Genomic DNA, 16152 nt, shown 5'->3' with positions numbered 1-16152 from the left:
TTATGCAATCACACAGGTAATCTCTGGCGGACCAAGGTCGTCCAATACGAAGCCCCCCAGGCAATCACATCGTCGTTAAAGTCATATTCCGGGTGATGCAGATTGGCACTTGGACCATTGCCAATATTGATCATTGCGCCCGGCACTTCATTGAGCATGAATGCAAAATCTTCGCCGCCAAGAGTGGCGGGCATGTCGCGCGCGACGCGGTCCGCACCGGAAACCGCCTCAGCGGCGAGGGCTGCCAGTTCGGTTTCACGTTCGTGATTGATGGTGACGGGATAATTACGCTGATAATCAAGTGTGGCCTTCGCGCTAAAAGCATCAGCAATACCAGCAACAGCACGCGTCAGCCGCTCCTCGATGTGATTGCGCACTTCTTCGCGCAATGTGCGGACTGTACCGGTCAATTTAATCTTCTGCGGAATGACATTAAAGGCGTCACCGCCATGAAGCGTGGTGATCGAAATGACGGCGGAATCAAGCGGATCGATGGTGCGTGCGCTCAAGGTCTGAATCGCCTGAATAAGCGCTGCCGTCACCGGAATTGGGTCAATCGTATGATGCGGGGAGGCGGCATGTCCGCCAACACCTTCGATGGTTATCTCCAGCACATCGACCGAGCCCATGATCGGACCGGAGTTGATAATGAAGTCACCGACCGGCAGGTTTGGACGGTTATGCATGCCGTAAACTTCATTGACCGGCCAGCGCTTGAAAAGGCCGTCATCAATCATCGCTTTGGCACCCGCGCCGCCTTCTTCCGCCGGCTGGAAGATCACAATGACGGTGCCGTCGAAAGCGCGGCTTTTTGCCAGTTCACGTGCCGCGCCTAAAAGCATCGTCGTGTGACCATCATGGCCGCAGGCATGCATTTTACCCGGAATTTTTGAGGCCCATTCAGCGCCGGTTTCTTCATGGATTGGCAGCGCGTCCATATCGGAGCGAAGGGCAATAGCGCGGCCTGATTTGTTGGTCTGTCCGTGAATGACACCGACAACGCCGGTGCGGCCAATGCCGGTCACGACTTCATCAAGGTCTGCCGCACGCAGCGCTTCCGCGACTTTTTCCGCTGTGCGATGAACATCATAGAGCAGTTCCGGATTTTCATGCAGATCACGTCGGAAGGCAATCAGTTCGTCGAGCTGGTTCGAGGTCCAGTTTTCAACCGGCATATCAGGCTCCTTTTTCTGCAGCGTCGAGTGTGTATCGGAAGTCGCAATGACTTGCGCCCTGCATGATGGTCTGGGTGCGTTCAAGCTTCATTTCCGGATTGTAGCCAATGCAGAAATCGCCATCGCGATTACATGATAGAAGGTGCCCGATATGGCCCAGTCCCATATCCCGGTACATTTCTGAATAGCGGCAGCGCTTTACATTGAAATCGAAATGATCTTTGCCCTGTGACAGCACTTCAATTTCCAGCGCATCATCCTTGGTCCAAAGCGGTAGAATATCGGCAAAGTCCTGAAGGTCCGGCGTGTGGCCCAGTTCCTGCGCAAAACTGCGACCCTGTTCAATCGCCGAGCGCGTTACCGCTTCGCCGATGGCAGCCTGAGCTTCTTCCTCGCCTGCCCGCTCGCGAAGAACCTCATAAACATTTTTAAGAACAAGCGCCTCAATGCGGCGACGTTCGAGAATTGGCATCTGATTCATGGATCAACCTTTCGCATGAATGTTATTCAACTTCGCTTATAACTGAGGCTCTGTTTTATCCTTACGCCGCAACCAGGCGAGATAGAACGGCGCAATCTTTCGCGCAATTTTGTGGAAGGGCAGAGGGGCAGGGTCTGAAATCGGAAGTGCGAGCTCCTGTAATGGTTCGCCATCAAGCGCGCGTGCAAATTCGCGTCCAAGTGCTGTGCCAAGCGCGACCCCGCGGCCATTGCAGCCTATCCATGCCCAGCCGTTGGTTCCAAGCTGATGCATGCGCGGAAAGCGATCCCACGTCATGCCGATATAGCCGCTCCAGACATGGGTAATTTCGGGTTCACCCAAGGCCGGAAATGCTTCTGCCATATTGCGGGCGGCTTTGCGTTTGACGCGTTCGGCAACATTATAATCACCCATCACCACGCCGCCGGTGATCAGCCGGTTACGCGCGTCATAGCGGAAAAAGCGCAGATCGCCGCGTGTATCAGAGACAGCTTGACGGCCCGGAAGAATTGTTGCACGCAGAGTATCACTGAGCGGGGCCGTTGCCATTTGCCATGAAAGAACCGGCACGATGGAGCGCGCCAGACGCGGTGCAAGGCTTTCACGCAATTCGCCTGTATAGGCATTGGTTGCAAGCAAAAAGCCTTTTGCACGAACCGTTGCATTACCAACGCGCACGATCCAATGGTCGCCTGTTCTTTCGAAAGATGTGACAGGGCTTTGCTCATGGATGATCGCGCCGTGACGCTCCGCAGCAGCGGCCAGACCACGCGCAAGGGCGAGCGGATTGATGTGGCCACCCGTTGGGTTAAACATGCCACCATACCAGAAATCGCTGCCCAACAACTTCGATGTCGCGGTGCTATCAAGATATTGCGCTGGAAAGCCAAACCGCTTCCATGCCTCCACACGTGATTGCGATAGTTTCACGCGGCCCGGTGAATGCGCAGGCTGGAACCAGCCGGTCTGTTCAGCCTCGGCATGGATGTTTTCGTTACGGATGATGGAAAAAAGAATGTCGGCACTGTTGCCGATCAATTTTGCAAACCGTGTTCCGGCATCGCCATACCGTGCGGCAATGGCGTCTGGTTCTGCGGCGGTCATTGTCGGAATAACCTGACCATTGTTGCGTCCCGATGCACCCCAGCCAACAGCTTTTGCTTCAAGCAGGATCACCCGTTTGCCACGTTTCGCAAGATGAAGTGCTGCTGATAGGCCCGTGAAGCCACCGCCTACAATGACGAAATCCGCTTCCGCATCGGCTTTGATTGGCGCAGAAGGAACGCGCTCGGGTGCGGTTGCAGCCCAGATGGAAGGAGGAAATTGGATATTCTGCATAGGGGCGTGAACCTTCATTCTGTGCTGTCAAAGCGCGGCGGCGTCCAGCTTTTGCCGGGGATTGAGGCAAGAAGGCGCTGTGTATATTCGTGCTGCGGATGAGCAAAAACTTCGGCTGTCGGTCCGGTTTCAGCAATTTCGCCTTTCGACATCACGATGATGCGGTCGCATAATTGGGATGCGACGCGCAGGTCATGTGTTACGAAAAGAAGCGAGAGGTTGAGCCGTTCACGCAGATCGGCAAGAAGCCGCAAGACCTGTGCCTGAACCGAGACATCAAGCGCGGAAACCGGCTCGTCAGCCACGATGATGCGTGGTTCCAGTGCCAATGCCCGTGCGATGCCAATGCGCTGGCGTTGGCCGCCGGAGAATTCGTGCGGGAAACGATCAGCCGCAGCCGGTGAAAGCTCGACCAGTTCAAGCAGGTCGCGCGCTTTCGCATGCGCCTGTCTTTTTGGCATACCGTGGACGATTGGTCCCTGTGCAATCAGATCGACGACACGGCGGCGAGGATTGAGTGATGCCATCGGGTCTTGAAAGACCATTTGAATATCCTTGCGCATGGCGCGCACTTCGCGCGGGCTTGCACTGAGGAAATCGCGGCCATTCAAATCGACCTTGCCGCTGTCCGCTTCCAGAAGCCGCGTGACAATGCGCGAGACGGTGGTCTTGCCAGAGCCGCTTTCGCCGACCACACCGAGGGTTTCGCCTTGTCGCAGTTCGAAGGACAAGTCTTTTACAGCTGGCACAGCACTGCGTTTGCCACTGAATATTCCACCGCGCGCCCTGAATGTTTTGGACAAAGCATCCGCTTTAAGAACGACGGGCTGAGCATCACCGAATGGTCGAACGGCAGGTGGTATCAGCGCGGGAACGGCTGCGATAAGGGCTTTCGTATAGGGATGTTGCGGGTTGTTGAGCACATCCTTTGCTGGCCCTTCCTCAACAAGTTCTCCAAGCCTGAGCACAGCAACGCGATCGGCAATTTCTGCCACTACGCCAAAATCATGCGTAATGAACAAAATACCGGTGCTCTGTTCGCGTTGCAGATCACGGATGAGTTTGAGAATCTGCGCTTGTGTGGTCACATCAAGCGCAGTGGTTGGCTCGTCCGCGATGAGAAGGCGTGGCTTGAGGATCAGCGCCATGGCGATCATTACCCGCTGACGCTGCCCGCCGGAAATCTGGTGGGGATAGGCATTATAGGCCGACTGCGGATCGGGAATTTTGACGTCATGCAAAATGTCCATAACCGCGGTGCGACGCTCTTTTCGGCCAAGCCTGGTGTGTAGCCGCAGCACTTCATCAATCTGCCAGCCAACCGTCTTTTGCGGATTAAGCGCTGTCATCGGTTCCTGAAAAATCATGCCGATGCGGTTTCCCCGCAGAGCCTTCATTTCCTTTTCGCTCAGCGCGTAAAGATCGGTGCCTTCAAGCAGAACCGTGCCATTGGTAACGCGCACATGTGGTTCGGGCAGTAGGCGCATGATCGCGCCTGCGGAGAGCGACTTGCCTGAACCGCTCTCACCAACGAGGCAGACAATCTCACCCGGATTGACGGTTAATGTCAGGTCATGCAAGGCAAACGGACGGTCCGCACCGGTTGGGAGCGCTATTTGCAGATTTTTAATTTCAAGAACCGGGCTGGCTGTCATTTTTTCTGTCTCGGATTAAGCGCATCGTTGAGTCCCTCGCCGAGCAGACTGAAGGAGAGGACGGTCAGCAGAATGGCAATGCCGGGAATGACCGAGCAGAACCAGTCTGTGCGCAACACCGCGCGGCCCTGACCGATCATGTTGCCCCAGCTTGCATAATTGGGATCGCCCAGACCAAGAAACGCCAATGCGCTTTCCATCAGAATGGCTGTTGCCATCACGACGGATGCAAACACGATCACCGGCGGCAATGCATTGGGCAGAATTTCGCGGAAAATGATCGATGCGTTTCCAATACCTAAGTTGCGCGCCGCATCGACAAACTCACGTTTGCGAAGGGCCAGAAATTCAGCGCGTACCATGCGCGCAGGTGCCGTCCATGAAACAATGCCGATGCAAATGATAATGTTTTCAATGGATGATCCGAAGATTGCTACCAGTGCCAGCAACAAAACGAAACTTGGAACCGTCTGGAAAGCTTCTGTAACGCGCATCAGAACATCATCGACCCATCCGCCATAATAGCCGGCAAAGGCGCCAATCAGCACTCCGATGAAGATGGAAATGAGCGTGGCCACCACGCCGATCAGCAATGATATGCGGGCACCGTGAAAAATGCCGGACATGATGTCACGACCAAGCTGGTCAGTTCCGAGCGGTGTAGCCATATTCACGAATGGCCAGACAAGCGGATCACCGGCACGGCGCAGCGGATCGCCGGGTGTGATCACGTCAGCGAAAACTGCGATCAGCACAACAAGAATGAAAAGCAAAAGACCGAGCACGGCAGCGCGGTTGCGTTTGAACCTCTGCCAAAGAATCTTTGTGCGGGAGGTCTGCGGGCGCGGGAGAGTGAAGTCTTGCGATGTCATGACAATTCGATCCTGGAATCAAGCCGCGCATAGATAAGATCGGTGAGGAAATTGACGATGATGACAAGAATGGAGCACAGGAAGATAATGCCCATCAATGTGTTTATATCGCGTTTTATCACCGACATATAAGCAAGCTGGCCAAGTCCCGGTAGAGAGAAGATTGTCTCAATAACCACGGAGCCGCCAAGCACGGTGGAGAATTGAAGTCCGAGCAATGTGACAACCGGCAACAGCGCATTGCGCATGATGTGGTGAAACATAAGACGCGTGCCACTTGCACCCTTTGCGCGTGCGGTGCGCACATAATCAAGGTCTTCGACTTCCAGAACGCTGGTGCGCATCAAGCGCATATAAAATGCCAGATAAATCAGTGCCAGCGCTGTGGTTGGCATGATGAGGTGCATTGCAATATCGACCACATTATCCCAGCCCGAATAGAAGGCACCCAGCGTCTTCAATCCGCCCACCGGCAGCCAGCCAAGCTTGACGGAAAACACCAGCATCAGAAGAAGGCTGAAGAAAAAGCTCGGCATCGCATAGAAAATGAGGCCGAGTGTTGAGATTGCATTATCGGTCAGCGTATAGGCGCGGCGCGCAGCAATTGCGCCCAATGCAACGCCGAAAATAAAGGCCACCGAGAGCGAGGAAACCATCAGGAGCAATGTGGGCACCAGACGGCTCATCAGCACATCCCAGACGGGCAGCTCGTAAACATAAGACCAACCAAAATCCAGCTGTGCGATTTTGCTCATATAAAGCCCGAGTTGCATCCACACAGCCTGGTCAAGACCATATTCGGTCCGCAGATTGGCAACGAGTTGCGGGTCCGCCCCGCCCATGTCACCGACAAGCGCGTCAACGGTATCGCCGGGGGCAAGCTTTATAATCAGAAACGACCCGATCATGATGAGAAGTATGACGGGGATCGCCTGCAAAATGCGCCGCAGCGCAAAACGCAATAGGGGAGGCAGGGGCATGACGGAGCATCCGATGGATTTTATAGGCAATACCGCCGACGGACTGTCCACCGACGGTATTGTTTGTTCAGTTTATTGGTCGATCCACAGATCGTACCAGCTTGAAGAATCCCAACGTGGCGTGTTGTGGTGGTTCTTCAAAGCCTTGTTGGTGACGCCGATGAACGGATGCTCAATGGCGAAAATAACCGGCAGATCTTTCATTTCGAGCTGCTGAACCTGATGGTAAAGCGCTGCACGCTTTGCAGGGTCGAGCTCGGATGCGGCCTGATCGATCAGACTGTCCATTTCGTCCGACTTGTAATCGAACTGGTTTGACCATGCGGTCCCGGCCGGAGTGCCGGACCGCAGCCAGACTGTGGTTGAGACGGCCGGATCCGAACGGAATTGGTGCCAGCCACTGGCCGTGTCAAAATCATGATCGCGATAGACACCATTGAGAAAGCCCGGCGCATCATTGGTCACGAGCTGAACATCGATGCCCACTTCTTTCATGGCTTGTGCATAATATTCAGACCAGAGTTGGGTATATTCGCCCCATGGTGCTGCGCGATGGCGCAATTTGAAGCGGATGCCGTCCGGCCCTACTGGATAGCCAGCTTCATCAAGCAGTTGCTTGGCTTTTTCAACATCATAAGGATAGGTCTGAACCTGATCGGTGTAATTTGCACCACCCGAACTTGGGATCGGGCCACGGCCCGGCTTGGCATAGCCCCGCATGATCGACTGGATCGCAAAATCGATGTCGAGGGCGTGGTAGATCGCCTGACGAACTTTCAGATTTGCTAGGATCGGATTGCGCAGATTAAATTCAACGGTCGAGTGAGCGACGTTGTTTTCAAAGCCCTTGGTGCCTGTGTCGAAACGGCCATCTTTTGCAAGGCGCTCTGTATCCGACATGGAGATGCCGTTGAAAGCAGTTTCCATGATTTCGCCTGATTCAAGCGCTGCTGCAGCGGCCGCCTTGTCCGGCATGAAGCGCCAGATTACGCGATCAAGATACGGATATTCCTTACCGCGCCAGTAATCGTCATTGCGCTGAGCAATGATGTGCTGTCCGCGCTCATATTCAACGAATTTGAATGGGCCAGTGCCGACAGGTGCCGAGTTATACTTGTTCTTGAGGATATCGGTGCCTTCATAAAGGTGCTTGGCGACAGGATGGCCAAGGTCAGGCATCGCGGCGACCAGAAGATCAAGCGGCATCGGCTTTGAATAACGGAAAACAGCCGTGTGCGGGTCTGTGCAATCGACAGCTTCCAGATTGGCCTGAAGCGTTGTCGAATAGTTGAGCAGCTTCTTCCACAGATTCATCGCACTGAACGAAACATCATCGCAGGTGAAAGGCTCGCCATCATGCCAGCGTACATTTTCGCGCAGCTTAAAAGTAATTTCCTTGCCGTCTTCCGATGAAGCCCAGCTTGTCGCCAGCACAGGCACATAGCCTTCATAGGTGCGATCGATCAGTGGCTCCATGATACGGCCCGTGATCTGATAAATACCTGTGGAGGCACGCAAGGCCGGATTAAGGATACCTTGCTCGGTATTCATATGGACGATGACTGTGCCGCCGCGTTTCACGTCTTCAGCATGGGAGGGTGCCGTTGTGAGCGAAAAAGCAGCGAGAAACAGGCCAAGGCCAGCTTTCCTGATATGCATTGATGTTCCCCTAAAAGAACGTTGAGGGAGGGCTTTCCAGCCTCTTTTCCCGCAGGTTCCATTCTTGTTCAAGTCCCTGATTTTGCTAGAAAATGCCTGATTCCAGCTTGAATGTTCTATGCAAGCACGCCTATGCTAGAATCTATATGAAAAATGTCAATATAAACTAACATTTGTCTCAAAAATGGAAAATTATATCGGAATTTCTGCGTTAATAAGTCTCAATTTCTTCAACGCAGGTTTGTCACAGCGCGCGTTGCGTTGCTTTGCATAAGTGTGTGCCATAACTTTCGCTGAAAGAACGAATTCACTGCCTGTAAAGAAAAAGGAGAGCTTGTATGTCCCATCCTGTCAAAGGTGTTGATCACATCTTCCTGCTTGTTAAAAATCTGGAGCAGAGTGCTGAGCAATATCGCCGTCTTGGTTTTACGCTCAGCCCTCGTGGTCTTCACAGCAAGGAAAAAGGCTCCGGCAATTATACAATCATGTTCCCGAAGGATTATTTCGAGCTTTTGGGTATGGTTGCTGAAACGCCCGGAAATCTGCATCTACGTGAGAAGCTTTCTGCACAGGGGGAAGGTGTGCATGCCGTAGCCTGCCGCATCGATAGCGCGTCACAGGCTAAAGCGGAACTGGCGGCTCTTGGACTTGAAACAGGGAACGTGGGGGCCTTTTCGCGTCCGGTTCAGTTGCCGAATGGCGGTGAGGGCGTTGCGGCTTTTGAGACTGTTTCATTTGCCGATCAGGAAGTGCCGCAGGGCATGGTTTTCATGTGCCAGCATAAGACACGTGAGACTGTTTGGCTTCCTGAGTTGATCGAGCATGAAAATGGTGCAAACGGATTATCGGCAGTGCTGGCAGTTTCTACTGATCCTGAAGCATCGGCGAACGGCTTTGCAAAGCTTTTTGCTGAAGGAAAAGCAACAGGCAGCGGCGGCGAGTGGCGCGTTTCCACGGGGCCGGACTCTGCTGATATTCTTGTTTATGATCGTCCTCATGCGGAGCAACTCTATGGAGCTGCGGCGTTGGACAAGACTTCGGTTCAAGCATTTTCCGGCTTGCGTCTTCGCGTAGCATCGCTCGACAAGACCCGCGCAGTTCTTAATGCCAATCATGTCCCTTATACTGAAAGATCAGGCAATATTGTCATTTCACCCGATGAGGCGAATGGGACAATTCTCGAATTTACGCTCTGAATGACAGCATTTCCAGCAAAAGTGCGCAGCAGTTTTGCGTGGGATGATGTGTGAAAATAAACAGATAGAGCATTTCCAATGATTCAATCAAACAGGAAATGCACTAGGGCTTTGTCGCAAAATTTTCACTTCTCCAGAGCTAAATTCGGATCAACGGCATATTTGAGTGAGGTGAAGGGCAATGTCGATTGATTTCAAAGGAGCTCATTTCCCTAAAAGTGTGATCCTCTATGCTGTTTACTTTTACGTCCGTTATGCGGTCTCGTATCGAGACCTTCAGGAAATTATGGCTGAGCGTGGTGTTGACGTTGACCATGCAACACTGAACCGTTGGGTGGTTCTATATTCTCCGCAGATCGCGGAACAAACTCAGAAACGCAAACACCCAACGCTTGGATCCTGGCGTGTTGACGAGACCTACATAAAGGTCAAAGGGAAATGGACGTATTTATATAGGGCCGTTGATCGTGACGGACACACGCTCGATTTCATGCTCTCTGAACGTCGAAACCTTGGCGCTGCACGGCGTTTCTTTAAGAAAGCCATTGCAAGCAATGGTGTTCCGCACAAGGTCGTCCTTGATAAAAGCGGAGCGAACTTCGCTGGCGCACAGGTTGTCAATAGTATCCTGAAGATCACCGGTACGGGCAAAGTGATGGAAATCTTGCAGGTCAAATATCTAAACAATATTCTTGAGCAGGATCATCGGTTCATCAAGCGGATCACCAAACACATGTTAGGCTTCAAAGCGTTTCATTCAGCATCAGCTACAATTGCCGGTATTGAAGTGGCCCACATGATTCGCAAAACCGATTCGCAAACGACCACCGCTCGCCATTCGAAGTCTTTGCCGAACTCGCAGGATAATTGCGTCAAAAGGTCAGGCCGCCTTTAACCTGTGAAAATTTGCGACACAGCCAAAAAGAGCACAAACGATGCCGATTGTCTGATCAAATATCTGGCGAGGTTCGATCTCAATTTCGATGGAGTGAGAATCCGAGTTCAAGACTCTTGACGGTGCCAGAGTCCAGTAGCTGACCGTGCCTTTTCGAGAGTCGTTCTCAAAACCTGACAGTCCGGCTACGGCCCCATTCTGGTCATTAATCTGGCAGTATGACTTTGCTAAACAGTTCAGGTATTGTCGTTTTCATGTTCCGGCAATCCAGCTTCTCACCCTTAGTGTTTTTGTCTCCTGCTTTGTGCCAACAGATGTTGGCAGCAAGTCCTCTTGCTATTAATGGAATGTAGCTTCTGTTTTATTGTGAGGAGAACGGCGGTATTTCATTAACGCAGTCGCTGGGCGCCTTTCATCGAAAATGCGTTGAATGGGCAGCGAATGAATTCCAGTGGCCGGGATATGAACCGGAGCAGCTTTATGCGGTGAACAAGGTTCTCAACGAGCCGGATTTCCCGCCGCTTTCCACTTTACACTGGGCGTTGCAAGATCTTCGTATTATCCGCCACTATAAGGGCAGGGCGGTGCTTACAAAGCGTGGAAGATCGATGCTCGGTCATCATGGTGAGTTGCAGGCGGTCTTGGCCGAATGGATACTGACTGCACCACTTCAGGATAATCTATCGTCAGAGGCAGCTGCATTGTTCTGGGACTTGAGGCATATGCTTGGGATTATCAAAAATCGGTTAGGCGACTGGATGGCGGTAAGCGACTTCACTGAGTTGGCGCTTCCGGTTGATCTTTTTCCAGCCCGAAGCCCACTCGGACCTCGATACGAGGCCGGGTTCTTTCTTGCGCGTAATTTTGTGCAGCCTTTAATGCGGCTCGGCTTGCTGGAACAATCGCCGACAAATATGCTCGGTATTTCAATGATGGATCGGCAATTGCTTAAAACGGCGTTGTTTGACGCCTTCTTCAGAATTACACTTCCAAGTGGGATTACCGCGGCTGTGGTACACTGAGCTCCTATGACATATACGTCGCAACAATTTCGTCGCGCTGCGTTTTAATCAGAATTCATATTGACCCAGAAGATCGCGATCGTTCAGATGACGGATAATCAATGAACGCTGGTGGATATTTGCCAAGCAGTTTGTAACAAGGTTAATGGAAACGCTCATGCACGATATCATCTGCCCGCATTGCAATAAGGCCTTTAAGATTGATGAGGCTGGATATGCAGATATTTTAAAGCAGGTGCGGGATAGTGATTTCGAAAAACAATTGCATGAACGATTGGAGTTGGCTGAGCAGGACAAGCGTAATGCTGTAGAGCTTGCAGAGGCAAAGATTACTAGGATAGGGACCTGATCAAACAATTGTCTTTATTGAGTGTTTTTATTGATTTTTAGGTTTTGACAGTAGGGAGGCTTATTATGAGCGATCTTTTCTGGCTTTCAGATGCTGCATGGAATGCAATCGAACCCACATTTACCCAAGTACCAACCCGGTGCTCGATGTGTCGATGATCGGCGTGTAATTTCTGGTATCTTGCATGTTCTCAAGGTCGGTTGTCGCTGGCGTGATGTTCCGGCCGAATATGGTCCTGCAAAAACCGTCTACAACCGATATCACCGCTGGGCACAACGGCGTATTTGGCATCGTATATTTGAGACGATGGCAGCCCGGGGTCCGGTTCCACAGGAGCTTTCCATAGATAGCACACACGTCAAAGCGCACCGTTCGGCACAAGGCTCAAAAGGGGGGCGTGGACGCAAGCGATTGGCACGTCGCGCGGTGGAAGAACAAGCAAAATCCATTGCTTGGCCGATGATTGCGGCAGACCGGTCGCGTTCAGCTTAACACCGGGAAACATTGCCGACATAAAAATGGCAATTCCATTATTAGAAGTCGCTCGCCCTAGCAGGCGTCTGTTAGCCGACAAGGCATATGACGCTGATAGTCTTCGAGACTAGCATTAATAATGCCCGCATCAAGGCTGTCATTCCTTCTTCGCTAGCACGAAAGAAACCCTATCCTTTAGATTATAGCGCATACAAGCGTAGAAATGTCATCGAACGGCTTTTCTGCAGGCTCAAAAACTGGCGATGCATTGCAACGAGATATGATAGCCTCGCAATAAACTATCTCGCCGCAATTGCTCTTGTTTCTACAATCATCGCATGGGCGTAATTGAGTCCCCATCCTAATGGTATCGAGAGTAACGTCGTCGACGCAGCTTCCATCGCGACCTCCCGCCGACGTCGGCGGGCGTGGACCTTTGCCGTAAAGCCGCCGCGTGATCGACCAAAAGCCTCCTTATAAGTCCCCCTTTTGCGCCTGCCGTCTGAGGATGCCCGTGAATAGTCGTGCTGTCGATCATATGTTGCCAGTCATCAGTTAAGGCCAATTCGACGAGTGTTTCCAAAAGAGCATCCTATACGCCCTGTTCCGCCCAGCGTCGAAATCGGACATAAACCGAATTCCATTTGCCGTAGCGCTCATGCATATCGCGCCAGGGACATTGGAGCGCAGTGTCGGCGTCGTGATGATCGCTGCTTGTTCTGGCCCCTCATGCAACAGTGACGCAAAAGGGGCTGACGGGAGGCCTCGTACGAATTGGAATGTAATCGACTATAGGGCAATCATGCGCTGCTCCATTAAATGACAGGGCTCGCGTTGTAGGCTAGAATTTGCGAGGGCATATCCCGCTTGCGGTGGACCAAGCTCAGAGCACGAGACCCGCGTCGAACTAATTGGATCGATGAAATGCTTTATCAAAAGGAACTGTTTGGCGGAGGAAAAGTTGAGGCAGTACTTTCCAAGCGCTTTGAGTACACCAATGACGTTGTCTTCGATCTCGAGGATTTTGCCGTGGCGGAAGAAGTGCAGAAGCGGCTCCGGTTCGGCGACAACGACTTCCATACGCTCTGATTGGATGAAGGTCTTCTCACAGTTTTCCAACAAAGCATCGACCAGGCACTCAATCGGTCATCGGTAATACTAACCAGGCATGAATGGTCACAGAACGCCTGATACAAATGGATGGATGACATGGATGATCTTCTCTCGTTTGCACACCAGATCTTGGGTGCCCAGCCGTTCAGCCAGTTCATGGGCGCACGTCTGACCAAAGCCGAACCGGGAAACGCGGAACTGCGCCTTACGATCTCCCACAATTTGAAACAGCAGCATGGTTTCGTCCATGGTGGGGTGCTCAGTTATTTGGCGGACAACACCATTACTTTTGCCGGCGGGCTCGCATTAGGCGGCGATGCCCTGACGTCGGAGTTCAAGATCAATTACCTCAGACCTGCACGCGGAACGGAATTGATTGCGCGGGCGAGCGCCAAGAACACTGGCAAAAGGCAGGCGGTCTGCCAATGCGAGATATTCGCAGTTGTCGATGGAAATGAAACTTTATGCGCTCTGGCCCAAGGCACCGTTGTCGGCACATCCGGTTGAACCGCCGTCCTCAAGATTACAATTTCGATCTCAATGAGGTGGCGGCACGATTGGACGCTTTGGTCTTCCCTTTGGCTGTCGGCTGGGTTTCACGAGTACGTGCGCCGAGGTCGAGCCAATGCTGAACGTCCTTCTCATGAAGGCCTGCGGAATGGTAGGCGCACTTATTTTCATCAAGGAAATCAAAGCTGAGTCAACCCTGTTCCGAAGGCCGAGAGCACTGTCGCGGCCGCACCGGCTATCGGCTGATTTGCGGAGAACCCGTCGAGAGGGCGTGCCTGTCGACTCTGAGTAACAGGTCCTCATCCTAGTGTCCGAACCCCTCCACTAAATCAGGGCAAGTCCAGTCTTGTCTAACAGAAGCCCTCCATTTTTGAAGGGGAAGTCCACTATCATGTCGAAAGAACAAGCGTCTCTACTGGGTGAACTTATGATGCTCAAAGCGCACCATCCAACCTTTCAGTCAAAAATTGGCTTTGTGGATGGCAAGGTCTTCTTTGAAGCGGAGTCGGTCAAGCAGCCATTCGCCGTCAAGGATGATGAAGTGCATATGGAACCGGCGGAAGTCGATTATGAAGCGATCGGACGGGATGTCGTAAAGCTTATTGGCTTTAACGTGTTCGACCCGCGCAAGCACCTCGGCGACACGTTCGATGAAACTGTCAAAAGCTGGCGCGATGATATTGCCAGCGGGGCGGCTGAACAGTCTGACAATCTTAAAGTCGACGTCGAATCGCTCAAGGTCGAAGGTGCGCTCACGCCCGACGATGTCGCTCAAGCATATCTTGAAACCATTGGCGACACGGCTGAGCCTTTGTCAGATATTGTCATCAGCATTGGCACTCTGAACGTGAACTAACTTGAATCAGCTGCTACCGACCGCCGGTTGACCAAGCACGAGGATAACAAAGCCCCGCCTGACCAAATGCCGGGCGGGGCCGATTTGGTGACATAATGCGTTTCTTTTCGCTTCTCAACTGGTGGCTACCCGGTGGCTACCGGCGCGCACTAGACACGAAAATCTAAGTAGTTGAATTTTCTGTGAAAAATGGTGCCGCTTAGCAGACTCGAACTGCTGACCCCATCATTACGAATGATGTGCTCTACCAACTGAGCTAAAGCGGCAAGGAACAAGGGTTCCTAACTCCGGTGGGAGTATCGATTGTTTTCAAATCGAACGCTGCGCTGATAACCAAAACCGTAAAGGAAAGCAAGGCCCAAAACGTGCAATCTTGATGTTTGTCTCAGACCTTGCCTTATAACGTTAAAATGAGTGCTATTATCCGTTCGTGCAAATGCGAGCACGCGCTGCAATATATTCATGTTCAAGTTTGTCAACAAGCTTACCTGCAGGCGTAATCTCTTTCACAGCACCAATTCCCTGTCCGCACCCCCAGATATCTTTCCACGCTTTTGCACCTTCCTGCTGGGCCTTTTCGAAGTCCATTTTCGATGGATCTGCTTCGGGAAGATGATCCGGATCAAGGCCGGAGCCCGCTATGGATGGTTTAAGATAATTGCCTGAAATACCTGTGAAATAGTTCGAATAAACGATGTCTGAAGAGTTTGAATCGACAATCATCTGTTTATAGCCATCAGAAGCGCGGGACTCTGTGGTCGCAATAAAGGGAGAGCCGATATAGGCAAGGTCTGCGCCCATGGCCTGTGCAGCGAGAATTGCGCCACCATTGGCGATTGCGCCGGAAAGCAGCAGCGGTCCGTCAAACCATTCGCGGATTTCCTGGATGAGTGCGAAAGGCGAGAGCGCCCCTGCGTGGCCGCCAGCACCTGCTGCAACAGCTATAAGGCCATCTGCACCTTTGCGGATGGCGGAATTGGCATGACGATTGTTGATAACGTCATGGAGAACGATGCCGCCATAGGAGTGAATTGCATCATTTACTTCCGGCACAGCACCCAGTGATGAAATAACGATGGGGACTTTGTATTTCACGCAGAGGCCAATGTCGTGTTCAAGCCGTTTGTTGGAGCGGTGGACAATTTGGTTAACCGCAAAAGGTGCGGCAGGGCGATGCGGGGTTGCCGCATCATGAGCGGCAAGATTTTCGGTAATCTCGGCCAGCCAATCATCAAGCTGGGCTTCGGGCCGTGCATTGAGCGCGGGAAAAGAACCGACAATACCTGCCTTGCATTGCGCCAGCACTAAAGCCGGATTTGAGATGATAAACAGTGGCGCTCCGACCACGGGAATGCGCAGCCTGTTTTTCAAAATATCCGGCAATGCCATTTTATCCTCCAAAAATTGACGTTTGCGTAAACGTAATAGTTTTAACATGGCTTTCGCCAACCACAACATGAAAATTTGAATGGATATAAAGGGCTGCATAAGGCGTGAAATGGTGGTTTTTCCACCAAAGGTTGGGGGAAAATACGTCTTAAAGTTAAGAATTGGTATCTTTGACAGGTGTTGCGGGT

Annotated in this window: 13 protein-coding genes, 1 tRNA gene and 4 pseudogenes; 8 read left to right on the top strand and 10 right to left on the bottom strand. The window is 52.1% G+C overall.

Annotated features, from left to right (window positions below; genetic code table 11):
* Nucleotides 1–8: 8 nt before the first annotated feature.
* The 7 genes from OPR82_RS15330 to OPR82_RS15300 all read right to left on the bottom strand — a co-directional run bounded on the left by OPR82_RS15330 (nucleotide 9) and on the right by OPR82_RS15300 (nucleotide 8160).
* Nucleotides 9–1175, bottom strand: a complete 1167-nt coding sequence (locus OPR82_RS15330; RefSeq protein ID WP_265985795.1) for a M20 aminoacylase family protein — start codon at nucleotides 1173–1175, stop codon at nucleotides 9–11.
* 1 nt (nucleotide 1176) lies between these two features.
* Nucleotides 1177–1656 carry an L-2-amino-thiazoline-4-carboxylic acid hydrolase gene (locus tag OPR82_RS15325; RefSeq protein ID WP_265985794.1) on the bottom strand — a complete coding sequence of 160 codons (480 nt, stop codon included), beginning with the start codon at nucleotides 1654–1656 and terminating at the stop codon, nucleotides 1177–1179.
* 36 nt (nucleotides 1657–1692) lie between these two features.
* Nucleotides 1693–2994, bottom strand: coding sequence for an NAD(P)/FAD-dependent oxidoreductase (locus OPR82_RS15320; RefSeq protein ID WP_265985793.1), 1302 nt, complete (start codon nucleotides 2992–2994; stop codon nucleotides 1693–1695).
* 14 nt (nucleotides 2995–3008) lie between these two features.
* Nucleotides 3009–4649, bottom strand: coding sequence for an ABC transporter ATP-binding protein (locus tag OPR82_RS15315; RefSeq protein ID WP_265985792.1), 1641 nt, complete (start codon nucleotides 4647–4649; stop codon nucleotides 3009–3011).
* Nucleotides 4646–5521, bottom strand: a complete 876-nt coding sequence (locus OPR82_RS15310; protein WP_265985790.1) for an ABC transporter permease — start codon at nucleotides 5519–5521, stop codon at nucleotides 4646–4648. Before OPR82_RS15310 ends, OPR82_RS15315 begins: the two co-directional genes overlap by 4 nt.
* Nucleotides 5518–6501, bottom strand: a complete 984-nt coding sequence (locus OPR82_RS15305) for an ABC transporter permease (protein WP_265985789.1) — start codon at nucleotides 6499–6501, stop codon at nucleotides 5518–5520. Before OPR82_RS15305 ends, OPR82_RS15310 begins: the two co-directional genes overlap by 4 nt.
* 72 nt (nucleotides 6502–6573) lie before the next feature.
* Nucleotides 6574–8160, bottom strand: coding sequence for an ABC transporter substrate-binding protein (locus OPR82_RS15300; protein WP_265985787.1), 1587 nt, complete (start codon nucleotides 8158–8160; stop codon nucleotides 6574–6576).
* Nucleotides 8161–8498: 338 nt separating this feature from the next.
* Between OPR82_RS15300 and OPR82_RS15295 the strand changes: the two genes are divergently transcribed.
* The 5 genes and pseudogenes from OPR82_RS15295 to OPR82_RS15275 all read left to right on the top strand — a co-directional run bounded on the left by OPR82_RS15295 (nucleotide 8499) and on the right by OPR82_RS15275 (nucleotide 12444).
* On the top strand, nucleotides 8499–9356 hold the full coding sequence (locus tag OPR82_RS15295) for a VOC family protein (RefSeq protein ID WP_265985786.1): 858 nt from the start codon (nucleotides 8499–8501) through the stop codon (nucleotides 9354–9356).
* A 181-nt stretch (nucleotides 9357–9537) separates the two neighbouring features.
* A pseudogene (locus OPR82_RS15290) lies at nucleotides 9538–10223 on the top strand (IS6 family transposase).
* A 513-nt stretch (nucleotides 10224–10736) separates the two neighbouring features.
* Nucleotides 10737–11273: a hypothetical protein gene (locus tag OPR82_RS15285; protein ID WP_265985785.1), complete on the top strand. Its 537-nt coding sequence runs from the start codon at nucleotides 10737–10739 to the stop codon at nucleotides 11271–11273.
* Between the two features lie 157 nt (nucleotides 11274–11430).
* Nucleotides 11431–11604 (top strand): annotated as a pseudogene (locus OPR82_RS15280) (DUF2130 domain-containing protein); the annotation flags it as partial.
* Between the two features lie 83 nt (nucleotides 11605–11687).
* Nucleotides 11688–12444, top strand: a pseudogene (locus OPR82_RS15275) (IS5 family transposase).
* A gap of 74 nt (nucleotides 12445–12518) precedes the next feature.
* Here the strand turns inward: OPR82_RS15275 and OPR82_RS22875 are convergent.
* A pseudogene (locus OPR82_RS22875) lies at nucleotides 12519–12775 on the bottom strand (transposase); the annotation flags it as partial.
* Between the two features lie 245 nt (nucleotides 12776–13020).
* Between OPR82_RS22875 and OPR82_RS15265 the strand changes: the two are divergent.
* From OPR82_RS15265 to OPR82_RS15255, 3 genes are all read left to right on the top strand, one after another.
* On the top strand, nucleotides 13021–13185 hold the full coding sequence (locus tag OPR82_RS15265; protein ID WP_265985784.1) for an SRPBCC family protein: 165 nt from the start codon (nucleotides 13021–13023) through the stop codon (nucleotides 13183–13185).
* A gap of 120 nt (nucleotides 13186–13305) precedes the next feature.
* Complete coding sequence (locus tag OPR82_RS15260; protein WP_265985782.1) at nucleotides 13306–13716, top strand: PaaI family thioesterase; 411 nt, start codon at nucleotides 13306–13308, stop codon at nucleotides 13714–13716.
* Between the two features lie 394 nt (nucleotides 13717–14110).
* Nucleotides 14111–14575: a hypothetical protein gene (locus tag OPR82_RS15255; protein WP_265985781.1), complete on the top strand. Its 465-nt coding sequence runs from the start codon at nucleotides 14111–14113 to the stop codon at nucleotides 14573–14575.
* Nucleotides 14576–14765: 190 nt separating this feature from the next.
* Here the strand turns inward: OPR82_RS15255 and OPR82_RS15250 are convergent.
* Together OPR82_RS15250 and OPR82_RS15245 are read right to left on the bottom strand one after the other, a co-directional pair.
* Nucleotides 14766–14841 (bottom strand) — tRNA-Thr (locus OPR82_RS15250).
* A gap of 154 nt (nucleotides 14842–14995) precedes the next feature.
* Nucleotides 14996–15964 (bottom strand): NAD(P)H-dependent flavin oxidoreductase, encoded by a 969-nt coding sequence (locus tag OPR82_RS15245; protein WP_265985780.1) that lies wholly within the window; start codon nucleotides 15962–15964, stop codon nucleotides 14996–14998.
* Nucleotides 15965–16152: the final 188 nt, after the last annotated feature.

The organism is Ochrobactrum chromiisoli, from assembly GCF_026241335.1.
Taxonomy (GTDB): Bacteria; Pseudomonadota; Alphaproteobacteria; order Rhizobiales; family Rhizobiaceae; genus Brucella; species Brucella chromiisoli.
This window is presented reverse-complemented; position numbering and strand designations above follow the sequence as displayed.